General features: G+C 38.3%; 19 protein-coding genes. 4 read left to right on the forward strand and 15 right to left on the reverse strand.

Annotation, left to right across the window (positions count from 1 at the left end):
• Positions 1-6: 6 nt before the first annotated feature.
• The 5 genes from DKG77_RS09460 to DKG77_RS09480 form a co-directional block, all read right to left on the reverse strand.
• A complete protein-coding gene (locus tag DKG77_RS09460; RefSeq protein ID WP_109662462.1) occupies positions 7-1,629 on the reverse strand; it encodes a M1 family metallopeptidase in 1,623 nt (540 codons plus the stop codon).
• 16 nt (positions 1,630-1,645) lie between these two features.
• Positions 1,646-2,980 carry a M28 family peptidase gene (locus DKG77_RS09465; RefSeq protein WP_109662464.1) on the reverse strand — a complete coding sequence of 445 codons (1,335 nt, stop codon included), beginning with the start codon at positions 2,978-2,980 and terminating at the stop codon, positions 1,646-1,648.
• Between the two features lie 9 nt (positions 2,981-2,989).
• Complete coding sequence (locus tag DKG77_RS09470; protein WP_109662465.1) at positions 2,990-3,487, reverse strand: VOC family protein; 498 nt, start codon at positions 3,485-3,487, stop codon at positions 2,990-2,992.
• Positions 3,488-3,597: 110 nt separating this feature from the next.
• Complete coding sequence (locus DKG77_RS09475) at positions 3,598-4,785, reverse strand: nuclear transport factor 2 family protein (RefSeq protein ID WP_109662467.1); 1,188 nt, start codon at positions 4,783-4,785, stop codon at positions 3,598-3,600.
• Positions 4,785-6,992: a bifunctional alpha,alpha-trehalose-phosphate synthase (UDP-forming)/trehalose-phosphatase gene (locus DKG77_RS09480; RefSeq protein WP_109662469.1), complete on the reverse strand. Its 2,208-nt coding sequence runs from the start codon at positions 6,990-6,992 to the stop codon at positions 4,785-4,787. The genes DKG77_RS09475 and DKG77_RS09480 overlap by 1 nt, the downstream gene beginning before the upstream one ends.
• Before the next feature lie 99 nt (positions 6,993-7,091).
• Here DKG77_RS09480 and DKG77_RS09485 point away from each other — a divergent pair, with 99 nt between their 5' ends.
• Entirely contained in the window at positions 7,092-8,891 is a 1,800-nt protein-coding gene (locus tag DKG77_RS09485; RefSeq protein ID WP_109662470.1) for a glycoside hydrolase family 15 protein, read from the forward strand.
• On the opposite strand, the gene DKG77_RS09490 is transcribed toward DKG77_RS09485, so the two are convergent.
• Positions 8,884-10,320 (reverse strand): pyridoxal phosphate-dependent decarboxylase family protein, encoded by a 1,437-nt coding sequence (locus tag DKG77_RS09490; protein WP_243414900.1) that lies wholly within the window; start codon positions 10,318-10,320, stop codon positions 8,884-8,886. The two genes, DKG77_RS09485 and DKG77_RS09490, sit on opposite strands and share 8 nt — an antisense overlap.
• Positions 10,321-10,401: 81 nt before the next feature.
• Here DKG77_RS09490 and DKG77_RS09495 point away from each other — a divergent pair, with 81 nt between their 5' ends.
• A complete protein-coding gene (locus DKG77_RS09495; protein WP_109662474.1) occupies positions 10,402-11,643 on the forward strand; it encodes a hypothetical protein in 1,242 nt (413 codons plus the stop codon).
• 69 nt (positions 11,644-11,712) lie between these two features.
• Here DKG77_RS09495 and DKG77_RS09500 read toward each other — a convergent pair whose 3' ends face one another.
• Genes DKG77_RS09500 through DKG77_RS09515 form a run of 4 tightly spaced genes read right to left on the reverse strand, consistent with a single transcriptional unit; the run spans position 11,713 to position 17,606 of the window.
• Positions 11,713-13,524, reverse strand: a complete 1,812-nt coding sequence (locus DKG77_RS09500) for an acyl-CoA dehydrogenase family protein (RefSeq protein WP_109662475.1) — start codon at positions 13,522-13,524, stop codon at positions 11,713-11,715.
• A gap of 21 nt (positions 13,525-13,545) precedes the next feature.
• On the reverse strand, positions 13,546-14,736 hold the full coding sequence (locus tag DKG77_RS09505) for an acetyl-CoA C-acyltransferase (RefSeq protein ID WP_109662477.1): 1,191 nt from the start codon (positions 14,734-14,736) through the stop codon (positions 13,546-13,548).
• A gap of 1 nt (position 14,737) precedes the next feature.
• Positions 14,738-17,143 carry a 3-hydroxyacyl-CoA dehydrogenase/enoyl-CoA hydratase family protein gene (locus DKG77_RS09510; RefSeq protein WP_109662478.1) on the reverse strand — a complete coding sequence of 802 codons (2,406 nt, stop codon included), beginning with the start codon at positions 17,141-17,143 and terminating at the stop codon, positions 14,738-14,740.
• Positions 17,144-17,156: 13 nt separating this feature from the next.
• On the reverse strand, positions 17,157-17,606 hold the full coding sequence (locus DKG77_RS09515) for a MarR family winged helix-turn-helix transcriptional regulator (protein WP_109662480.1): 450 nt from the start codon (positions 17,604-17,606) through the stop codon (positions 17,157-17,159).
• 150 nt (positions 17,607-17,756) lie between these two features.
• Between DKG77_RS09515 and DKG77_RS16985 the strand changes: the two genes are divergently transcribed.
• Positions 17,757-19,373, forward strand: a complete 1,617-nt coding sequence (locus DKG77_RS16985) for a BspA family leucine-rich repeat surface protein (RefSeq protein WP_165819374.1) — start codon at positions 17,757-17,759, stop codon at positions 19,371-19,373.
• 260 nt (positions 19,374-19,633) lie between these two features.
• Here the strand turns inward: DKG77_RS16985 and DKG77_RS09525 are convergent, their stop codons facing one another.
• Positions 19,634-21,406, reverse strand: a complete 1,773-nt coding sequence (locus DKG77_RS09525; RefSeq protein WP_109662481.1) for an AMP-dependent synthetase/ligase — start codon at positions 21,404-21,406, stop codon at positions 19,634-19,636.
• A gap of 266 nt (positions 21,407-21,672) precedes the next feature.
• Between DKG77_RS09525 and DKG77_RS16990 the strand changes: the two genes are divergently transcribed.
• Positions 21,673-21,822 carry a hypothetical protein gene (locus DKG77_RS16990; RefSeq protein WP_165819375.1) on the forward strand — a complete coding sequence of 50 codons (150 nt, stop codon included), beginning with the start codon at positions 21,673-21,675 and terminating at the stop codon, positions 21,820-21,822.
• 23 nt (positions 21,823-21,845) lie between these two features.
• Here the strand turns inward: DKG77_RS16990 and DKG77_RS09535 are convergent, their stop codons facing one another.
• Genes DKG77_RS09535 through DKG77_RS09550 form a run of 4 tightly spaced genes read right to left on the reverse strand, consistent with a single transcriptional unit; the run spans position 21,846 to position 23,982 of the window.
• On the reverse strand, positions 21,846-22,208 hold the full coding sequence (locus tag DKG77_RS09535; RefSeq protein ID WP_109662484.1) for a DUF4406 domain-containing protein: 363 nt from the start codon (positions 22,206-22,208) through the stop codon (positions 21,846-21,848).
• 57 nt (positions 22,209-22,265) lie between these two features.
• A complete protein-coding gene (locus DKG77_RS09540; protein ID WP_109662486.1) occupies positions 22,266-22,853 on the reverse strand; it encodes a Crp/Fnr family transcriptional regulator in 588 nt (195 codons plus the stop codon).
• 11 nt (positions 22,854-22,864) lie between these two features.
• Complete coding sequence (locus tag DKG77_RS09545; protein ID WP_109662488.1) at positions 22,865-23,320, reverse strand: GNAT family N-acetyltransferase; 456 nt, start codon at positions 23,318-23,320, stop codon at positions 22,865-22,867.
• A 2-nt stretch (positions 23,321-23,322) separates the two neighbouring features.
• On the reverse strand, positions 23,323-23,982 hold the full coding sequence (locus DKG77_RS09550) for a DinB family protein (protein WP_109662489.1): 660 nt from the start codon (positions 23,980-23,982) through the stop codon (positions 23,323-23,325).
• Between the last annotated feature and the right edge of the window lie 7 nt (positions 23,983-23,989).

Raw genomic sequence — 23,989 nt, forward strand, 5'->3', positions numbered from 1 at the left:
TTGAATTCAAATTTTCTGATACAGGATGTAAAAATTATCATCTAGAGTTAATTCTTCGCTTTGCAATGTCTCTGTTTTCCATTCTTTGCTAGGAAACAGCCATTGTTCTTTTCCATTTGTAAAAACTCTGATGGGCATATCAAAATCTTCTACAACATCTACATAGCGATGGGTAATGGATTTTCCTTCCAACTTGTATTCCAATTTTGGAATCATAGTGGTTCTTAAGTACTGGTTGAAAAAGGCAGATAGGTCCTTTTCCGTTTTATTGCTGATATAATTTTCAATCTGTTCGGTGGTCACCGTTTGGTGATAGAACTCGGCGTTTAAACCTCTCAGGATTTGGCGCCATAGTTTATCATCTTCAATAAGTTGTCTTAAGGTGTGCAGCATGTTGGCTCCTTTGTAGTACATGTCTCCGGAGCCTTTTTTGTTAACGTTGTAGATGCCTATTATGGGGATGTCGTTTTGAATGTTTGCACGGGTTCCTATTACGTATTCTGATGCTGCTTTGGTTCCATAATGATAGTCTAGGTAAAGATTTTCAGAATAAGCCGTAAACCCTTCGTGAATCCACATATCTGCAACATCTTTATATGTAATGTTGTTGGCAAACCACTCATGGCCGCCTTCATGGATAATGATAAAATCAAACTTTAACCCCCAGCCGCTGCCAGACAAGTCTCTACCTAAATAACCATTTTGGTATTTATTCCCATAAGTAACCGAACTTTGGTGTTCCATGCCCAAGTAAGGAACTTCCACTAGTTTAAAACTGTCTTCGTAAAAAGGGTAGGGGCCAAACCAGTGCTCAAAAGCTTCCAGCATCATGGAAGTTTGTTTAAACTGCTCTTTTGCTTTTTCCAAATTGTCTCTTAACACATAATAATCTACATCTAATGTGCCTTTTTCTCCATCATACTTTTCGCCAAATTGAACGTAATCCCCAATATTTACATTTACGCCATAATTGTTTATTGGATTTGACACGAACCAATCGTATAGTTTGTATCCACCAAAATCATAAAGATATTCTTCCCTTAATCTACCATTGGCCACAGCTACCAAATCTTTTGGAACATCAATGGCAATGCGCATGCTATCTACTTCATCATACATATGGTCCTTATTGGGCCACCATGCACTTGCTCCCAAACCTTGACAAGATGTAGCAACAAAATGATTGCCGTTTTCGTCTTTATTCCATGAGAAACCACCATCCCATGGCGCTCTTTTTGCTTTTCTGGGATTTCCTGAATATTGCACGTACAACTCGTTGAATTCCCCAGGGATTTGTTTTTTCTTTAAATGAACAAAATGTGCTGAACCATGGGAAGTATAATCCAGGTCTTTCTTGTCTTGCGATATCGCATCAATTTTTAAAGGTTCTTGTAAATCGATTTGTATAACATTGGATTCCTCTAAAACTTTATACCTGATAATGTTGTACCCCGCGATGGATTGGTTATCCGGTTGTACTTTAATGTTTAAATTGTAATAGTTCAAGTCCCACCAAGCACGTTCTGGAGTAATGCTCCCTCTTAAAGTGTCTTGCTTGGTAAAGTTTTGACCATTTACATTAAATGATAGGCCTAAAACAAGGAGAATAAGTAGCGTATGTTTTTTCATTTGGATTAAGGTATGATTATCTAAAAATCTTATTGGGGAATACAACTAAACTTTCATGACCATCTTTGCCAATTGCTGCAACACCAAAAAAGAAATTGTCAATAACAATGCCTTCCAAAGTATGCTCAGTAACATCTCCAACATATTTATGGTTGTCCCAAGTTGGAGAAGTGGTATCTCTCCAATAAATTTTATATCCTACAGCTCCATCGACCTTGTTCCATTTTAATTTAGCCGAGGGTTCTACTATTCCACCAATCTCCACTGTAGAGGGGGCGGGGGGAGCCCAAGCGATAGAAGCCAGGTTAATTGCATTTACGGCTGTTAGTTTTTTAGCGTATTCAAAATTTACATGCTCAAGTACATCGCCATAAGCAATACCATCTTCAACTCTAATATCTTGATGCTGTTGGGTATAGTTTTCATGGGACTCCATAATTCTTACACCTGCAAAACCAGCATCGTTAAAAGGCCTATGATGACCTCCTCTTCCAAATCTATCCAAGCGGTAGATCATCATCGGATTCATTTCTGGCATATAGGTTTTCGTGGTTTTATGAATATATCTAGCCAATTGACGTGAAATTCCATCTACTTCACCACCATAAAAGCGTCGTGCTCTTCGTTGCTCTTCGGTTTCTGTTGGCGGTACGGGTTCTGAAAAAATTCTGAAATCCCTGTTGCTTACAACACCATCTACTCCTGATATATTACCAATCATATCGTTATTGATGATTCCAACAATATCCCAGCCTTTTTCCTTGGCATAAGCAGCCAATCCTTTTCCACCAAAGAGGCCTTGTTCTTCACCGGACAGTCCTACATAAATGATACTACTTTCAAATTGATATTTGGATAACACCCTAGCTGCTTCAATGGTTCCTGCCATACCACTGGCATTATCATTTGCTCCAGGAGATTCTGATGTAAAATTATTTGGATTGCTTACCCGAGAATCGATATCTCCGCTCATAATTATGAACCTATTTGGATATTTTGTGCCACGCTGCACAGCTAAAACGTTTACTACCCAAACGTCTTTGACGATACGTTTTCCGTCTCCTTTTTTTACCAGATCCTTTTGATAAAAAACATCCAAACAGTTATTACAATTCGCTGAGGTTTTCTCAAATTCAGATTTTATCCAACGTCTGGCAGCACCAATTCCCCTCGTTTGAGAAACCGTATCGCTCAAAGTATGGCGTGTACCGAAGTTGACCAGAGTGGTTACATCCTTTTCAATTCGGTCAGCAGAAACTGCATTCACGATGTCATACAAACGGGTATCCGTTTGTGCCAAAAGAGTTGAAATACAAAATAATGCTGCTAGCAATGTGTAAAGTTTCCTCATTTTTAAAATTTAATTACCAATTAGTTCAATAAAAGTGCCATCTGGATCCTGCACTAGGATAAAGCTTCTGCCATCTGCTAGCTTAATAGGTGTTTCTCCGAGCAGTTTTACATTATTGGCTTTTAAACGATTGAGTACTTCAACCGTAGACTTGTAAAACAGGGTAATGTACCTCATCCCGTTTCGCTCTTGGATATGTGTTTCAGATGTATTTTTTTCATTACCAAAAGACATTAGCTTATATTCCGTGGCGTTTGGGTCATCTTGGAGTTTTAGGATTTTTACATCAAAAGGAACCCCTCCAGTAAGGCCTGTTTTTCTAGCAAATTCTTCATTTACATTAAACCCTCCTGTCTCTTTCATACCAATAATATTGGTATAAAAATCCAAAGCTGAATCCAAATCAGAGACAATTACACCTATTGAAACAAAAGACTTGTCAAATTCAGTTTGACCTTGGCCTATGCCAACCACTAAGAGCAAACTGATAAGAAGTATATTTTTCATCTTTTTATGATTTATACCTGTTTAAATTTCATCCTATGAAAGTAACAAAAACAACTAACAAGAATCTTGAAAAACTTAAAAAGAAATTACTGGAAAAACAACATAAAGAATTATTGTAAAAAGGTAGCTTTGATAATCTTACCATTTTCTACTTCATATATGGCCACTGCTCTAAAATTTACACCATTTGCGGTGATATATTCTTCATCAATAACTCGATTTCCTATGATTATCCGGTTTTTTAATTCGCAATGAAGGTCTGGAGTGTTTTCAAAATAGGAATTGTAACTTTCTTTCATCTTGTCCTGCCCTTCCAAGAATAGACTATTGGGGTATTCGTAGAGTTTTATGTTTTCAGCATATGCATTCATAAAGCCTTCTATGTCTCTTGCGTTATATGCATCAAGTTGTTTTTGAACAATGTTAGCTGGGGATTCTTCTGCCACAAAAGCTAAACGATTTCCTGCTTTATTTATGGCAATCCGGGTAATATTGTTTATTTCTTCCTGTTCAAAATTCATTATTAGATCCCACTCTATTCCAGATTCCGTATCGAATTTAATAAGAGATTTTCCGGCTCCAGCAATAATTGTACTATCATTTAACCAGCAAATGTCCTCAGAACCTCTAAAGGTATTGGCAATTTTTTTGGTTGCACCGGTAATCGGATTTAAGGATTTTATTTCCCAAGCTTTATTTTCCTTACTGATGTAGCTTACTAAATCTGAGTTTGGAATTTTCCATAAGCTACGTCCAACATTTTTTTGAAAAGTGAAGTTGGTATTGTCCTTTAGATTGCTCACAACCAAATCCATGCGGTTTTCCACCAATACAGTTGCAACCAGTATATGGTCATTGTACCATACATGATAGCCTATTTTTAAATCCTCAAGAATTAGCTCTGATTCTCCTGTAGTGATATCATATTCATATAATCTTTGTAATCCATCCAAGTCTAGGCGAATCGCCGAGATAGCATTTTTATTGGGAATTTTTAATGGGGAATATTCACTGCCGGTGGGAGTATTTGATATCCAAGATGTAGTGCTTCCTTCTAATATATTAAACCTTAAAATATCTGTTTGGTCTTCACGGTTTGATGCGAATAAAACAGTATTGTCATTTAAAAATGATGGTTGATTGTCATATCCTTCATTGTTTGATATATTCTTTGGATTTGATAACACGGGATCTCCATTATTTATTTGTAAATCAAAAAGATAGACATCAGTATTTACCTGGCCATTTAAGGATACACAAATGAACGTTAGACATATAACTAAAAACCTGGTTGTCATTACTCTACAAATCTTTTTAGCAGTTCTCTTACTCTTTTGGTGTTTTCAACATGATATTTAGCTTGAGTTTTTCTAAGCCCAACTTTGACCGTAACTGCCGAATCTGGGAGCTCCTGGAACATAAATTCATCTGTCCAGTCATCACCAATGGCAAAGACGAAATCGTAATCGTCCTCTCCTAAAATACGCACCGAGGCTCTGCCTTTGTTAACATTGCTGCTTTTTACTTCCATTACCTTGTTGCCATTGAGCACGCTTATATCATCATTGCCTATTAGGCTGGTTAAAACGGTATTTAACTCTGTAGCTCTTTTTGTGCCAAAATCCGGATCCGTATTGCGATAATGCCAAGCCATGGAATAATTCTTTTCTTCAATAAAAGAACCAGGTGTCCTGTCTACGAACGATTCTAAAACGGGCCTGATTTTTTCCATCCACTCTCCCTTAACTTTTTCCAGAAGTTTGAATTCTTCACCACCTCTGGAAATCCATACGCCATGTTCCACGATCATATTATAACCTTTTGGTACAAACCATTGAGTAAAAGTTTGTTTGTCTCTTCCACTGATAAGGAACAACGTTGTGTTCTCTTGCTTATGCAGCTTATCTAGAAGTTCGTACAGTTCCTCATCTGGGGAAGCTTTTTGGGGGTCTTTATGAAACCCAACCAAGGTTCCATCATAATCTAAGAACAAGAGTCTTTTTTTTGCTTTTGAATATTGGTTGTCAATTTCACCAAGAATGTTTTTGGACATTTTTTGTGAGATAAAAGTATCGATGACTTCTCTTTTCTGATTAAGTGAATTCATGAATTCATTTGCCCATACTTCAACATTATAACGTTCTAACCTATTTTGAAGGAACATATTACGTGCTATTTGTTCTTCCTTAGGCATGTTTATAGCACTTTTCAACGTATCTGCTTGTTGTTCAAAATTGTTGGGGTTGATTAAAAGAGCCTCGTTCATTTCATAGGCAGAACCGGCCATTTCACTTAAAATAAGCACTCCGGTTTTATCTATGCGTGTGGCCACATACTCTTTGGCCACTAGATTCATGCCATCGCGTAAGGGGGTTAGCCAAGCTATGTCACTAGAGGTATAGAGGTCAATAAGGTTTTCAAATGGTAAGGAACGGTAGAAATACCAAATGGGAGTCCAGTTGACTGTTGACAGTTCTCCATTTATACGGCCAACTAATTCATCAATCTCCTTTTTAAGCAATTGATATTGGGGAACATTTGATCTAGAAGGAACTGCCAAGATAATTAGGCGTACTTTCTCTTTGTATTCCGGGTACTTGTTCAAAAAATATTCAAAGGCGTTAATTCTTTTTGCAATTCCTTTGCTATAGTCCAACCGGTCAATGGACAGGATTAACTTAGTGTCTGGAGCCGAAGCTTTGTGGTCATCTAATTTTATTTGAAAATCACTTCGTTTTTCATGTGTATTTTTTGAATGTGAAATCGCAGCATCCTTAAATTTTTTATAATCAATTCCCATGGGAAAGGAATCAACTTTAATTACACGATTGTCTAAATGAATATCATTAAAACTCACTTCCAGCCCCAATAACCTTCTTACTGAACTCAAAAAGTGTCGTTCATAATCATAGGTGTGAAAACCGATAAGGTCAGAACCTAATAACCCTTCCAAAATTTCTTCCCTCCAAGGCAGCGTTCTAAAAATTTCATATGACGGAAACGGTATGTGTAAAAAGTAGCCTATAGAGGTATTGGGGCGCTTTTCTTTTACCATCTGGGGCACTAACATTAGTTGGTAATCGTGGACCCAAATAGTATCATCTTCATTGGATTTTTCTATAATGGCGTCTGCAAACTTTTGGTTAACCGTTTTGTAAGAATTCCAAAACTCAAGCTCGAATTCGGAGTACTCTAAAAAATAATGGAATAGAGGCCATATGGTTCTATTGCTAAACCCAAAATAAAACCCTTCAATATCTTTTTCTGTAAGATTGACCTTTGCGCAGTCATGGTTTTTTAGAGCTTTGTCTATTTCACCTTCTAGAGCAGCTGGTGTCTCTTCATCCGTAAGTCCGGACCAACCGATCCATAAGCTTTCTCCTCCGCTATGAACAGATTTCATTCCTGTTGCCAAACCTCCGACACTTGGAATAGCGGTTAGGCCGCCATCACTTATTTGTAATTGTACTGGCAGCCTATTGGAAATAATTATAGTTTTACTCATGAAAGGTGATTTTAGGACAAAAATGTAATAAAATTCCTATTTTTTCGATTTATTATAAGTAAAAACCTACAATAACCAACAGAAATACAAATCCTTACTATGGATAACCTAAATTACGGAATAATTGGAAACTGCAGAAGCGCTGCCTTAATTTCCAATACTGGTTCTTTGGACTGGTGCTGTTTACCTCAGTTCGATTCAACCTCTGTCTTTGCAAAACTGTTAGATGATAAGAACGGTGGGAGTTTTGAGATCAATGCAAAATACAATTACGAAATACATCAAGAATACCATAGAAACACCGCAATATTGGTTACTAGATATTCTGATGGCGAAAATACCTTTGAGGTGCATGACTTTATGCCTAGGTATTACAAGCTAACGGGAAAGTATAATGCTCCGCCAGAAATTGTTCGCTATGTAAAACACATTTCGGGAGCCCCAAAATTTAATGTGAACTACGATCCTAAATTGGAGTACGCCCAAGGACATACCACCAATCACGCCAAGACAAACTTTATAGTAAGCCTTACCAGTAAGAAAAAATTTGACACACTTTTTCTTTACACCTCATTTGATAAAAACAAGGTCTTAAATGGAGAAGAGATAACGCTTAAAGAAGATGGGTATTTTTTAATTTGTTATAACGAAAAGATTTTAAAACCAACAACAGAGAAAATGTCTCTAGAGTTGGAGCGTACCAAAATATATTGGTTGGACTGGGTTGACAGAACTCCAAACTATAAACAATTCAACAAAGAAATTGTTAGGAGTGCCATTACGCTGAAGATGCTTACATATGATAAAACTGGGGCAGTATTGGCCGCTGCCACTACGTCTTTGCCCGAAACCATTGGTGAAGTGCGTAATTGGGACTACAGATTCTGTTGGATCAGGGATGCATCTATGGTAATCAAAGTGGTTTCTGAGCTTGGGCACAAAAATTCCGCTAGAAGATATTTACAGTTCATTATTGATCTAATGCCGGATAAGGATGAAAAACTCCAAATCATGTATGGTATTAATAAAGAAAAGAACCTTACCGAAAAGACTTTGGATCACCTAGATGGGTACAAAGGTTCCAAACCGGTTCGGATAGGAAATGCAGCGTATAAGCAAAAACAGAATGACATTTATGGTATTTTAATGGATGTTATCTATGAGCAGTTGGCCAAGTTTAGCAACGATATTGAGAATGGGGAGGAACTATGGAGCATTACCAAAGGTATTGTTTGGATTGTTAGTAAACACTGGAGAGAACCGGACAAGGGAATTTGGGAGTTTAGGGGAGAAGACAGACATTTTACGTTTTCAAAAGTATTATGTTGGGTAGCCATGGACAGAGCTATAAAGGTGGCCAAGATTTTTGGAAAAGATCGAAAAATTGAAAAATGGACCGCTTTAGAACAAGAAATGAAAGAAGATATCCATGAAAATGCATGGAACAGTGATATGAACGCCTTTGTTCAGTCTTATGGTTCCAGCCATTTGGATGCTTCTGTTTTGTTGATGGAATCCTATGGATTTATTCATGCAAAAGACCCTAAATTTGTAAGCACTGTAAAAGCAATTGAAGAAGATCTAAGTAACGATGGACTGCTCTATCGATATAAAAATGAAGATGATTTTGGACTTCCATCATCGTCTTTCACTATCTGTACATTCTGGTTCATTAACAGTTTGTTCAAAATAGGAGAGGAGGAAAAAGCTTTAGCGCATTTTGAACGTTTACTCAGTTATAGTAACCATTTAGGACTTTTTAGCGAGGACATTGATTTTAAGACAAAACGATTGTTAGGGAATTTCCCGCAAGCATATTCACATTTGGCGCTAATTGAATGTGCCATTAATTTTTCTAGAAAGAAAAGTGAAGAAAAGATATTGGAATCTATTAGTTAGTTTTTTTGACCAGTAATTTTTCCGCCTTGTTTTTAATTTTTTCCAAAAGCAAATTCAAATGTTCCATTGAGGTAAACGGGTTCATCAACGTAGTGCGTAAATAATGTTTTCCGTTTAATTTGGTCTGCACTAAGTAAAACTCACCATCTTCCAACAACTCTCGTCTAATAGCTTGATTGAGGATGTTCAATTCATTAGAAGAAAGATGTGTGCCAATATATCTGAAACAGAGAATGTTTGACATTGGTGGGGTGGCCAATTCAAAATATGGTTCATTAGAAATTATTGTGGCAAAATCCTTTGCCAAATCGTATTGACGGGTAATAAATTCATCGAACACCTTTTCTCCATATAACTTTAGTATGATGTACCAATGCATGGCCATCATGTTTTTGGTGCATTCAAAAGTTCTTTTACCGCTGTTGAACCATTCATCCTCTTCTGGCGCATCCATAAGATAGTCGGCTTTTAGGCTGAAAGTATGTCTAGCATGGCTATTTTCTTTGAACAGCAAGGCAGTTGTAATGGCAGGCATCAATAACATTTTGTGGCCATCTATGACAACAGAGTCTGCTTGTTCAATTCCTTTTAATAATCCTTTATATTTTTTAGAAAATACTGCGGCACCGCCATGGGCACCATCTACATGGAACCATAGGTTGTTCTTTTGTGCAAATTCTTGAATTTTTTCCAAGTTGTCATGGGCTCCAGTGGCAGTGGAAGGAGCACTGCCAACTATAGCAAAAATGTTAATGCCTTCTGATTTCGCTTTTTGATAGCATATTTCCATTTTGTTGGTATCCATGGCAAAATTTTCATCAGCTGGCACTTTTATGATTCCTTTTTCGCCCAATCCCATAATTTTCGCCGCCCTATCCACGCAATAATGTGCTTCCTCGCAAACCATTATTCCCAAAGGCTCGGTATGCCCATTATTCCAAACATCATGAGCGACTTTTGCTTTTCTAGCCGAAAGCAAAGCGGTAAGATTGGCTAGAGTACCGCCAGAAGTTAAAAACCCAGACGATTGCTGGCCATAACCAATTTTTTCGCAAAGTTTTTCAGTAACAATACGTTCAATTGCATTGGAGGACATGCCCATTTCATATACCGCCATGCCGTTGTTGAGCAATGAACTTACCATAGCGGTCAATGCGGTAATGGGAAGCGTGGGTGCCACTTGATGCCCCATATATTTTGGATGATGAATATGGGTGGTTCTATTCAGAATTTCTTCAAAAAAGTCTTGTTCTTTTTCGTTTTCAAGATAGTCTTCCCAGAAACTAAGTTCTTTATCTGGCTCATTCCAGCGGATGGTTTTTGGATTAGTCCCTAATGTGGTGTTTTGAATGTGATCTGCAAACAAATCAATAAGCTCATGACCTATTTGCTTGAAATCTTTTGATGAGTAAAGATCTTCTAATATCATTTTCATATATTCTTTTTACTACAAAACTTGTTGAAATTAACTATAAAGAGCGATTTTTATGTAAACTTTTAAATGCTTAAAATGAAAAACCTAATTACTGTACTTTTTTTTATAATTATTTCTATATCCGCATCGGGACAAAGAGATTTTGAACCTGGTTATTTTATAGATGATAATGATAACAAATTGGAATGTCTTATTCAAAATGAAAAGTGGCTTTTTTCACCAAAAGAGGTTTTTTATAAGCTAAATGAGAGCTCTGAAGTTAAATCGTTTACCGTTAAAAACTGTAAAGAGTTTAAAATTGGTGATGAAGGAGTTTTTATGAGAGTCTCCGGTGACTTTCCTATTACACAATCTAAATTAAAGAAGAAAGAACTAAGTCCTGATCCCGAGCTGTCGCAAAAAACGACATTTGTACAAAATATAGTTAAGGGAAACGCTTCTCTTTTTTGGTTTGTGGATAACAATGGTATTGTTTATTTATATAGCAAGGATGGCGGGGCCATCAAACCTCTGTTGTATAAAAAATATGTTTTGGAGAATTTGATAATTAAAGAAAACAATATTTTCAGAACACAACTAGTTAAAGATTTTGAATGTGGTAACCAACCGATTATTCAGAAAACCGAATACAGAAGGAAATCAATGATAAAATATTTTGAGTACCTAAATCAATGCTCAAGTGATAAGAGTTATGTGGTACTTGAAAGAACAGCTAAACAAAAAGCCAATTTTCCCGTGACTATTAAGGTTTGGGCAGGTATGCAGCAAAATAACTATGAAGCCGAGACAACAAACCCACCTACGACCTTTAGTTTTGAAGATGAGGTTGTTGCCAAATTTGGGGGAGAGTTAGAAGCTTTCTTTCCATATTTTGGCTACAAGAAAGCATCAGTGTTTTTATCTACGCAGTTTTCAAAAGTTGGAAATACCTTTGTATTCCCTTCGAACGAAGCAAATGAAAGAGCTTTTGAAGCCGATTACTCCATTATTGAGGTTTCATTTGGAGGCAGATACTATTTTGAATTAGCAGAAAAGAGTAGTCTGTTCATAGATTTAGCATTAGCAGCAAATATCTATTCAAATTCTATAATCAACGAAATAACTACCTCAAATATTACTGGATCAACATCTACAGAGGAAATAGGTTCTAGTTTTGATGACAGATTGGGAGGTTCATTTGGTTTGGGATATAGCTATAACAAAAGAATATATTTAAGATTGGGTATATTGGCGAATCAAAATGTTTTAGATAATTCTCGATTCATTGAAGATAAATTATCTCGCATCAACCTTTCTTTGGGATATGCTCTTTGGTAAATTAAAAGATAAAAAAACCGCTCCAAGGGGAGCGGTTTCCAAATCAGCTTTGTTTCAGCATCATTTGAATTAGTCAAAGGTATACCCATTATCCGCAGCTACTTTGTCCGCGATTTGCGTGCGCAGTGCAACGACATTGGGCTGATTTGTATATTTCGTAAAGCGTTTTAATCCCATAAGCATCATACGTTGCTCATCACCTTCAGCAAAAGAAACAATAGCTTCCTTACCTTTTTGGTTGATGATGTCCACAGCTCTGTATAAATTTAACTTGGACATTGCAATTTGAGTAGATTGAGACTCTTCTCCAAATCTTTTCACATTTTTCTCTGTGCGTAAGATAGTGGATTCTGACAAATATACTTGAATTAAAATATCAGAAGCTGATAGCAACAACATTTGGTGGTCTTCCAAGCTAGGGCCATATTTCTGAACGGCACTTCCTGCTATCATTAAGAAAACTTTTTTCAATCTAGTAATTAAATCTTTCTCTTCTGCGAACAGTTCAGAAAAATCTGGTGCATCAAAAGAAGGAATACCTATCAGCTCTTCGCCAACGGCAGTAGCAGGGCCTAATAAATCCACATGGCCCTTCATTGCTTTCTTGACCAGCATACCAACCGCCAACATTCTATTTATTTCATTGGTTCCTTCATAGATTCTGGATATGCGGGCATCTCTCCATGCAGATTCCATTGGAGTATCTGCACTAAAGCCCATTCCACCAAAGATTTGAATTCCCTCATCCGTTGTTTCCTGTACATGCTCTGAAACTGCCACCTTAAGTATGGAACACTCAATTGCATATTCCTCAACGCCTTTAAGTTCTGCCTCTTGGTGCGTATTTCCTTCTGCTTCTCTTATTAAGATTCTATCTTCAATATTTTTTGCAGCACGGTAGCAAGCAGATTCATCAGCATAAGCATTGGTAGCCATATCTGCGATTTTGGCTTTAATAGCTCCAAAATTTATTATAGGTGTCTTAAACTGAACGCGTTCATTTGCATACTTGGTTGCTTCATTGATAACACGTCTTTGTGCTTCTAAGCAAGCAGCGGCTAGTTTAATTCTACCTACGTTAAGAGCATTCATGGCTATTTTAAAACCATTTCCTCTTTCAGAAAGCATATTTTCAATAGGCACTTTTGTATCATTAAAGAATACTTGGCGGGTAGAAGAGGAGTGAATTCCTAACTTCTTTTCCTCATCGCCAAGGGTAATGCCATTGCTAGGATCATTTTCAACTATAAAGCCAGTAATGTTTTTATCATCTTCTATTCTGGCAAAAACTATAAAAACGTTGCAGAAGCCAGCATTGGAAATCCACATTTTTTGCCCTGTAATGGAATAGTGTTTGCCATCTTTAGAAAGAACAGCTTTGGTTTTTCCAGAATTTGCATCAGAGCCCGCTCCAGGTTCTGTTAGGCAATAAGCCCCAAACCACTCACCAGAAGCTAATTTTGGAACATACTTTTGTTTTTGCTCTTCTGTTCCATATAAGGTGATTGGCATGGTGCCAATACCTGTATGAGCGCCAAATGCAGTGCTAAAGGAGCCTGTGGCACCAGATATATAGTCACATACCAGCATTGTGGAAACAAAACCCATTCCCATACCACCATATGATTCTGGTACGGCAACGCTGAGCAAGCCTAATTCACCAGCTTTTCGCATGGTTTCTTCGGTATAGGCGTAGTCTTTTTTCTCAAATCGTTCCCAATGAGCCCAAAGTTCTCTATCCACGAATTCTTTGGTGCTTTCGCGCATCATTTTTTGTTCTTCGTTCAGGTCTTCGAGGGTAAAAATATCTTCGCAACTGGTTTCTTTTACTAGAAACTGGCCTCCTCGTAGGATGTCTTTGTTTAGGGTCTCGGTACTCATAGCATTACTATTTTATTCATTCTAATTCAAAAATTCATAGATACCCGCTGCGCCCTGTCCTGTACCAACGCACATGGTTACCATTCCATATTTTCCTTGCATATTTCGCTTACGCATCTCATCGAACAGTTGCACGGAAAGTTTTGCTCCGGTGCAACCAAGAGGGTGCCCAAGTGCAATAGCACCACCATTGACGTTTACAATCTCTTGGTTCAAGTCCAATTCTCTTATAACGGCCAAGGATTGTGAAGCAAATGCTTCATTCAATTCTATTAGGTCCACATCACCTTGTTTCATACCGGCTTGTTTCAACGCTTTTGGAATAGCTTTTACAGGACCTATTCCCATAATTCTTGGTTCAACTCCGGCTGCTGCATAATTTACCAAACGCGCAATGGGTTCCAGATTGAGTTCTTTCACCATTTCCTCACTCATGACCATTACAAATGCTGCACCATCGCTCATTTGCGAAGAATTTCCTGCAGTTACGCTTCCGCCTGCCGCAAAAACAGGACGAAGTTTATTGAGTGTTGGGATGTTGGTACCTTTTCTTGGCCCTTCATCCTTGTTAACGGTATATGTTTTGGTTTCCTTTTTACCCGCTTCATTGACAAAAGTGTGTTCCACATCAATAGGAACAATTTGATCTTGGAACCGATTCTCCTCTTGGGCTTTTAAGGCTTTCATATGAGAGCTATAGGCAAATACATCTTGGTCTTCACGAGAAACCTTGAATTGTTGAGATACTGCTTCTGCAGTTAAACCCATGCCCCAATAATAATCTTCATGGCCATCTTTTGCTGTCGCATAGTCTGGGGTAGGCTTGTAACCACCCATTGGAATATAACTCATGCTTTCAGCTCCCCCGGCAATAATACAATCTGCCATACCTGATTGAATTTTAGCAGTAGCAATACCAATTGTTTCTAACCCTGATGCGCAATATCTGTTTACGGTAACTCCGGGAACATCGTCAATATTTAGACCCATTAGAGAAATTAAGCGAGCCATATTGAGGCCTTGTTCAGCCTCTGGCATTGCGTTTCCTACAATGACATCGTCAATTCTTTTCTTGTCTAACTGAGGAAGCTCCTTCATCATATGCTCAATGGTCTCGGCAGCCAACTCGTCTGGTCTTTTAAACCTGAACAGCCCTTTTGGTGCCTTGCCCACTGCTGTTCTATATGCTTTTACAATATATGCTGTCTTCATTCTAATTTCTTAAAGGTTTGCCTGTTTTCAACATATGTTGAATCCTTTCCAATGTTTTTCTCTCAGTACAAAGGGAAAGAAATGCCTCTCGTTCAATATCTAAAAGATATTGTTCAGAAACATAACTGGCTTCGGATAAATCTCCACCAGCCATCACATAAGCTAACTTATCGGCTATTTTCTTATCATGTTCCGAAATGTAATGTCCTGCTTCCATGGAATCTGTTCCAACCAAGAACATTCCCAAAGCCTGTTTTCCAAGAACCTTTACATCCTTTCTTTTAGGAGGCATTGTATAACCAGCTTCTGCCATTAGTTTGGCATGTGCCTTTGCTGTAGCAATTTGTCTGTCTTTGTTTACAACCACTATATCTTTGCCTTTTTGAAGAATTCCTAAATCAAAAGCTTCATAAGCAGATGTGGACACTTTTGCCATACCAATGGTCAAGAAATATTCTTGAAGGATATTCAGCTCAACATCATTTTTTCTAAACGTATCCGATGCCCTAAGTGCCATTTCTTTGGAACCACCACCGCCAGGGATAACCCCAACACCAAACTCTACCAATCCTATATAAGTCTCTGCTGCAGCAACTACCTTATCCGCATGCATGGAAAGTTCACAACCTCCACCCAGACACATACCATGTGGAGCAGAAATTGTTGGAATGGATGAATATCGCATTCGCATCATGGTATCTTGGAACATCTTTATGGCCATGTTCAGCTCATCATATTCCTGTTCCACTGCCATCATGAAAATCATACCAATGTTGGCACCTACAGAAAAATTGGCCGCTTGGTTGCCAACTACTAACCCTTGAAAATCTTTTTCAGCAATATCAATTGCTTTATTCAATCCAGCTAAAACATCGCCTCCAATGGTGTTCATTTTAGACTGAAATTCCAGATTTAGGATTCCATCACCCAAATCTTCAACGACTACACCAGTATTTTTAAAGACTTCATTGGATTTTCTAATGTTGTCCAATATGATAAATGCATCTTGGCCTGGAATTTTTTCTATCGCCTTCTTGGGAATATCATAAAAATAAGTGGCACCATCTTTAACGGAGTAAAAAGTGTCAATACCCGACTCTTTCATTTCACCAACCCAAGAGGCTGCTTCAAGACCTTCGGCCTTAATAAATTCCAAACCTTTTTCCAATCCTACAGCATCCCAGATTTGGAAAGGTCCATGTTCCCAGCCAAAACCTGCTTTCATGGCATCATCTATCTTGTAAAGCTCATCTGATATTTCTGGAATTCTATGCGAAACATAAGCAAAGAGTGCCCCAAAACTTTTTCTATAAAATTCTCCGGCTTTATCCTTTCCTGACGTCAAGACCGAAAAACGGTCAACAACCTTATCTATGGTTTTGGTAAGTTCCAATGTGGCAAACTTGGCACTCTTTTTAGAACGATAATCCATCGTATCCAAATCCAGTGTTAGAATTTCACTTTTTCCGTTGTCGCCTTTTACTTTTTTATAAAAACCTTGCCCGGATTTACTGCCCAACCATTTGTTTTTCATCATGGTATCTATGAAATCGGGCAATTGGAACAATTCAATACGCTCATCCTTCTTACAGTTATCATGGATTCCATTTGCAACGTGCACCAACGTATCCAAACCTACGACGTCTACCGTACGGAAGGTTGCAGATTTTGGCCTTCCAATGACGGGACCGGTAAGTTTATCAACTTCTTCAACTGTCATTCCCAAATCCTTAACAGCGTGGAACAGACTTTGAATACTGAAGATACCAATCCTATTTCCTATAAAAGCAGGGGTGTCTTTGGCAACAACGGAGGTTTTTCCTAAGTACTGTTCTCCATAACCGTTTAAAAAGTCTAATACTTCCAGAGACGTATCAGGGCCGGGAATAATTTCAAAAAGTTTTAGATATCTAGCAGGATTAAAGAAATGTGTTCCACAGAAGTGTTCTTTAAAATCATCACTTCTTCCTTCATTCATGAATTTAATTGGGATACCTGATGTATTCGAAGTAATTAGAGTACCGGGCTTGCGATATTTTTCCAAGTTCTCAAAAACTTGTTTTTTGATATCCAATCGCTCTACAACCACTTCAATTATCCAATCTACATCATTAATTTTTGAGATGTCGTCTTCAAGGTTTCCCGTGGTAATCCTATTAGCGAACTTTTGATGGTAGATAGGTGAGGGTTTTGATTTTAATGCTGCTGTCAAAGAATCATTGACCAATCGATTACGAACAACCTTATCATCAATGGTTAGCTTCTTTGCTTTTTCTTTTTCGTTTAGTTCTCTAGGAACTATATCGAGCAATAAAACCTCGACACCAATATTGGCAAAATGACAAGCTATGCCACTTCCCATTATACCAGAACCGATAACGGCAACTTTATTGATATGCCTTTTCATTTATAAACTTAGATTAATTAGCAGTAGTTTTTATGTATACTTTCTTATCCAAGATAAGTCTGTTGATTATGTCAGCAGTTTTGAAAAATCCTAACAGATCATCATCAGATACATGCTCTCGCACCACTTCGTTAAAACGCAATACCACATCTTTGGAATCCTTTCGTTTTTCCAGCCCTAAAGCAGTTAAATGGATTAAAACACCTCTGCCGTCTTTTGGATTTGGTTTGCGTTGAATATATCCTTTCTCTTCAATACTTTTTAATATTCTGGATAAGCTGGTTGCTTCCATGCCCATTTTTGGCCCTAAAGCTGTACTTGGAGTACCTTTTTTTGGATCGATACTTAATAGCGTGAAACCAATTGCCATTGTAAGCCCATAATTTCTGGCTTCCTCGTTATACATTTTAATAACAGCTTGCCATGTGGCCCTTAAAGCATAGTCAATGGTTAAATCTTTCATAGAAGAGGTTTGGTGACATCAAATATATGAAAATTTATTATGCATGCATAATAAATTTTAAACATCTCCCAAAATCTTTAGGATGGCTCCTTATCTATTGGTCAATTCAAATAAAGTATCCATCAATTTGTCTGGATTAATTCTTTGAGATTGAAGCAAATTGCAGTTTCAACAACTTTTATAAAACATATTATGAAACTAAAAGAATTGCTCTACATGGTCATTTTTGTATTGGCCATCGTATCATGTAGCAAGGACGATGGTCCGGCTACACCAAAAAACAGCGCGCCAGTGATTAGCGCACAGGTGTTCTCCGCTCAAGATAATATCTCCGATACCGTGGTGATCGGAACGGTAAAGGCCGCTGACGCCGATGAGGATGCCCTTACCTTTACCATTGTCACCAACAGTGACGCACTTTTTGAGATTACAGATGCAGGCGCACTTAGCCTTGCCAGTGGTAAGGTATTGGATTTTTCCACCAAGGCAATACACACCTTGGGCATTGGTGTCTCCGATGGCACGGACAGTGCCGAGGCCACCATTACCGTTAACGTTACAAATTCCAATGCTGTCCCAGTGGCAGAGGCCCAGACCTTTGAGGCTGAAGAGAACATTGCCGACGCCAAGGCGATCGGAACGGTAGCTGCCACAGATGATGGCTCCCTTACCTTTTCTATTGCTGTAAACGACAACGATCTCTTTGAGATCACCAGTGCCGGGGAGCTCAGCTTGGCAGAGGGCAAGACCCTTGACTTTGAGACCGACCAAGAGCACACCATCACGGTTGCCGTGAGCGATGGCACCCACCAAATTGAGGTGCAGGTGACCATTGAGGTAATCAATGTGATCGATACCCTGGCCGAGGACCCCGCCTCCTTTATCACGACTTGGAACGCGGAAGCGGGAGTAGAGATAAAGATCGCTATGGGGCAAGGCGATAATTTTGATTTTGACTTTACCGTGGACTGGGGAGATGGCACCGTTGAGGATATCACTATTGATACTGGTGTCATTCAGCACACCTATGAAACAGACGGCACCTATACCGTGGCCATACAGGGCATTTTCCCTGGCATGGAAATGTTGGGTGATTCAGGTGCTACCCCGTTATTTTTAGCAAGCATAGAGCAGTGGGGCAGCATCCAATGGGAGACAATGTATGCTGCTTTTTCTGGCTGTACAAACATGGTCTACAATGCCACAGATGTGCCCGACCTCTCCAATGTGGTAAGTATGTTTAGTATGTTCGATGACGCCAACTCTTTTAATGGGAATATTGGCAACTGGGATGTGAGCAATGTGACGGATATGTCGTTTATGTTCAATGCTGCCCACTCTTTTAATGGAGACATCAGCGGTTGGGACACCAGCAATGTGACGAACATGTCGTATATGTTCTTTAAGGCCCACTCTTTTAATGGGGACATCAGCGGTTGGGACACCAGTAATGTGACGAATATGATTGTCATGTTTAAAGGCGCCAGTTCCTTTGACCAAGACCTGGGGTCCTGGAACATTGGGAGCTTGACCGGCGCGAAAATGATTAATATGTTGGACAATAGCGGCATGTCCCCTCAGAACCTTAATGCCACGCTTATTGGGTGGCACGCCTTTGTACAGCAGAACAATGGGCCCAACGATATTGAACTTGGGCTGGAAGGGCTCACCTCTTGTGGGGAAGAATCCTTTCTTGCCGCTTTTGCACTTGACGTAAATTATAACTGGGAATTTGTTGGGGCCACCTTTGAGGAAACCTGTAATTGATGGCCTGACAACACAAAACCAACATACTAAATATAGTTAACCAAGCTATACAACCGCAAGACCATTGGTCTTGCGGTTTTTTAATGGTCTGTATGCAAGTTATGGATTACCTTATCAAGAAAGGTCATAGCACCCAAACCCAAAATCAATAATGTTATTTACCAAGGAAACATGTGGCGTATATGGATTTTGTTGACAGAACCTCTATATGTCAAAAAACAATAGAAGTTTGAACATGGTTAATTGTTCACTGCCTTGTCTCAATGCCCATAAATATTATTGTATAAATCTAGGTATTTCTCTTTAACAATTTTTCTTCGCAACTTCATTGTAGGTGTCAGGTGGCCATCATCAACGCTCCAAACATCTGGTGTCAACCTAAATTGCTTTATCTTTTCCCATTTCGCAAATTCTTCATTGGCCAAGTCCACTTCCTCCTGTATTCTAGAGATTATCCGCTCATTTAAAATAATATCAGAGTTTTCCCCAAAGGTGATTTTATGGCGTTCGGCCCATTCAAATAAAAATTCAAAATTTGGCTGAATGAGTGCTGCGGGCATTTTTTCACCTTCGCCCACTACCATGATCTGCTCAATAAAACGGGATTGCTTAAAACGGTTTTCAAGCAATTGCGGTGCTACATACTTACCGCCAGAAGTTTTGAACATTTCTTTCTTACGGTCCGTAATTTTTAAAAATCCATCAGCATCCACCTCACCTATATCACCCGTATGAAAGTAACCGTCTATAATTACTTCTGCTGTCTTTTCTGAATCTTTGTAATAGCCCATCATTACTTGCGGGCCTTTAATACAGATTTCACCATCTTCTGCAATTTTAACTTCGGTTCGGTCAATGGGAATTCCTACGGTACCAATTCTAAAACCATTTTCTCGCATATCGTTCACGGAAACCACGGGCGAAGTTTCGGTTAGGCCATAGCCTTCCATGACACCCATTTCGGCAGCATTAAAAATTCGTGCCAACCTTGGCTGTAAGGCTGCACTTCCTGAAGCTATAAGTGCAAGATTTCCTCCTAGACCTTCTTTCCACTTGCTAAAAATCAATTTCCTGGCTAAACCTAATTTCTTTTCGTACCACCAGCCATTTTTTCCATATGGCTCGTATTTTAGACCTACTTCTACTGCCCAAAAGAAAAGGTTCTTCTTTATGCCGCTTAGGGCTGCACCTTTAGCAATGATTTTATCATATACTTTTTCTAACAGCCTTGGAACTGCTGTCATCACATGTGGAGCTGTTTCTTTAAGGTTGTCACTTATGGTCTCTAAAGATTCTGCATAGTAAATCGTTACCCCTCTAAACTGATACAGATAAATAAGCATACGCTCATACACATGACAAAGTGGTAAAAAACTTAACGATTTGGTTTCTCCATCCACAATGGGGAATCGTTTAGAGCTTTCTATGGCGTTACTTACCAGATTATTATGGGATAGCATAACTCCCTTTGGCCGTCCTGTTGTTCCAGAGGTATATATTAATGTGGCCAGATCTTCTGGCCTTACATTTGCTTTTAGCTTTTCTACCTCCTCTTGATTGGAATCATCCGCTCCCAATTCCAATACCTCTTTCCAGTTTTTACAATTGGACAGACCATCAAAAGAGTAAACATCTTTTAATTTTTTTAGTCTTGGGGTGACTTCCAATACTTTTTCCAATACTTCATTGCATGAAACAAAGCAATATTTGGCTTCAGAATGGTTTAGTACATATTCGTAATCTGACGCAGAAATAGTCGGATATATGGGTACATTTTGAGCACCTATTTGTAGGATACCAATATCCATGATATTCCATTCTGTTCTATTGTTCATGGAAATTACGGCAATCTTGTCGTTTGGTTTTACCCCCAATTTTAAAAGGGCTCTACTAATTGTATTGGCTTGATCAATATAATCTTTTGTAGAAGTGGCTACCCATTTGCCATCATATTTGGTAACAAGTGATTTTTCAAGGGGGAATTTTTCCAATTGATAATATGGAAAATCAAAAAGTCTGGTAACTGTTTGCATAGTAAGTTTCTGTAAAGTAATTGCAAAATAGGGAAAGGAAGCGGGATTATAAAATTGAATTTTCAATTAAAACAGTCATCAATTATTAAAAAACCTTTTGGGGGTACAAGTTTTTTAAATAATGCTCATCTAAATAACAACAAACACCCAAAGCATAGGTAGAAAATCACTTTTTCATTTAAACCCCCAAAATATGAGATGTGATTTCAAAGTGTTTGTTTTGTTTTTTAGACAATTTCAACTTTCCTGTTCAAGCTAGTCCTACTTTGGATAATAAATTGCAATTGAATAATGGAAATCCAAGACGATTAAACCTTACTGATGCGGATAAACAGGCTTTGGAAGACTTCCTGTGTACATTAAGAGATGAAACTTTTATAGCTGATGAGAAATTCTCCGATCCGTTTATCAATTAACTTTTGGGCTTGGTTAGATGTTTCTATTTAGTATTGGCAATGGGAACATCTTCAAGTTTGTAATAAATTTTCAGTCCATTTTCTCTTGCCACTCTAACGTCGTTATCCGCGCCTTTAGACTCGCCTTCTAGCCTAAGCACAGCATCACATTTTAGTAGCATTCTATGTGCAGCGGGATATTGAATTTCTTGCCAAACATCATCACCGGGCTCTTTTGCACCAGCCAATTTCAATAAAGGTAACGCTAACCATTCTCCTATGATCGGCATATGTCCCATTCTAAAAAGGGGTAGTGCAGCGGATTCTAGATGTTCAAGATTTTTCCTCATGAGTTCTGGGTCATTATTTGTACCACTCCGGTACGGCCCAGCAATTAATATCATCATGGTTGTATTTTTTTTTGTAAAGAAACCCAACAATTACAGAAGAAAAAATAAAGTAGTTTAATCGAGGTATGATTTACCGCTACTTTTTAACATACTTAAAAACTCTGGAGTAATCCCCAAGTAAGATGCAATTTGTTTTTGATTGAGTTTTGACGCTATTGAAGGGTATTTTTCAATGAATATTTCGTACTTCTTTTTGGCAGGTAGAGATAAATTCTCCAAACCTCTTTGTTGTTCGCGGATGTAAGCGTTTTGCATTAGAATTCTAAAAAACCGCTCAAATTTTGGGATTTCTTGCAGTAAAATTTCAAAATTCACCTTACTTAATAGAAGTACGGTAGATGATTCCAAAGCCTCAATACTGAGCATACTTTTCTTTTCTTTTGTAAAGGCATACATGTCGGTTATCCACCAATCTTTTATACCGAACATAATAGTTGTTTCCCTACCTTCCGGATTCAAGAAATAAGCACGAAGTATCCCTTGCTTTATAAAGGATATAGTGCCGCAAAAAGCACCTTGACTTAGAATAATTTGCCCTTTATCTAACTTTTTTTCAATTAAATGAGAGGTGAACACTTTTATTTCTTCGTTGTTAAGCGCTATATGCTTTGAAACATTTTGCAATATTGCTTCAAAACTCATAAGTCCTGTGTTTAGGTAAGATGTAGTTTCATTCCCTCGTGGGAATCTACGAAACCTAATACCCTGTAAAACTCCAAGGCATCGGGTCGCTTTTTGTCAGTAGTCAATTGTACTACATGAGCGCCTTTGGACCTAGACTGTTCTATGGCCCATTGAAATAGGATTTTGCCAATACCTTTTCCACGATAATTTTCATGCACACGAACGGCTTCTATTTGAGCTCTAATCCCTCCTTGATACGTTAAGTACTGAATAAAGCTTAGCTGTAATGTTCCAATAACGTTTCCAGATTCATCTTCAATCACTACTAATTCTTGGTTTGGGTCATTATTTATGTTCTCAAAAGCTTGTAGGTATTTTTCTGGCAGTGGTAACCTATAATCTTCACGAAGCTTTCCCAATTTATCGTTGGCAATCATTTGCACAATTAGGGAAACATCTTCTTTTTTAGCTTTACGAATCTGCAAGATTAGGAGGTAATTCTGGATTTAATAAACTTAAACTGTCCGTTGTGATTGGATTCGTGTTCACACACATGAAACCACTTACAATAATTATTGGTTGGCCCCCAAGGAAAATTATTATCAACGGCCATTAACCAATCATCATCACGTTTAGCAAATTCTGCTAGGGTAAATTCCCTTACTTTGGTCATTTCCTCCAGGTAATATTCCAAAGGTTTTCCTTTTATTTCTTTTCTGGCTTTATCACCTAATCCAGATGCTACCGACCATTTATCCGAATCTTCTTTTGACCAATCCCCCCAAGTTTTACCTTCAAACGTATGAATTTGATAAAAACGTTCGGTGGCCGCCAGATGCATCAACATGGCACCTATGCTATTTGCATTGTCATCTACCAAATAATCCAAATCAGATACGCTCATACCTTGCACTGGCCTTAAGATTACATATCTCATCCAATTCATCATAGAAACCAAAGTTCCCAGTTGGGGAGTGTAGCCCTCCTTAGGTCCAAAGATGTTTAAATCACTATCCTCTGTAAAACTTGGTAATGGTTGTAAATGTGGAGCAGCCATTAAGCTTGTCGTGCCCAAAGCCCCTATGGTCAATAAAGAAGACTTTTTAATAAAGCTTCTTCTGTCTACTTTCTTTTGTTGGTCTTTCATCTTTTTG

Origin of the sequence: Flagellimonas aquimarina, from assembly GCF_003149745.1 — a bacterium.
GTDB classification, from domain to species: Bacteria; Bacteroidota; Bacteroidia; order Flavobacteriales; family Flavobacteriaceae; genus Flagellimonas; species Flagellimonas aquimarina.